The following is a 558-nucleotide window of genomic DNA, read 5'->3' on the forward strand; positions in this document are numbered from 1 at the left end:
GCTTATTGCATCAACCTCAACAACAAGGCCAAGGCCGGCAAGATCGATCCGCTGATCGGCCGCGAGTCGGAGATCAACCGCACGATCCAGGTGCTGTGCCGCCGCTCCAAGAACAACCCGCTCTATGTCGGCGATCCCGGCGTCGGCAAGACGGCGATCGCCGAGGGTCTGGCCAAGCGCATCGTCGAGGGCGACGTGCCCGAGGTGCTGCACAACGCCACTATCTTCGCGCTCGACATGGGCACGCTGCTCGCCGGCACGCGCTATCGCGGCGACTTCGAGGAGCGGCTGAAGCAGGTCGTCAAGGAACTCGAGGACTATCCCGGCGCGGTGCTGTTCATCGACGAGATCCATACCGTGATCGGGGCAGGGGCCACGTCAGGCGGCGCCATGGACGCGTCGAACCTGCTGAAGCCGGCGCTGTCGTCGGGCGCCATCCGCTGCATCGGCTCGACCACCTACAAGGAGTTCCGCCAGTTCTTCGAGAAGGACCGCGCCTTGGTGCGGCGCTTCCAGAAGATCGACGTCAACGAGCCGACCATCGAGGACGCCATCGAG

The 558-nt window shown here is 64.9% G+C and carries 1 protein-coding gene; it reads left to right on the forward strand.

The window, feature by feature from the left end; genetic code table 11:
- A partial coding sequence (locus EOA33_RS38060) for an AAA family ATPase (protein ID WP_127407864.1) occupies positions 1-558 on the forward strand: 558 nt, incomplete at both ends.

It is taken from the genome of Mesorhizobium sp. M4A.F.Ca.ET.050.02.1.1 (assembly GCF_003997725.1).
Taxonomy (GTDB): domain Bacteria; phylum Pseudomonadota; class Alphaproteobacteria; order Rhizobiales; family Rhizobiaceae; genus Mesorhizobium.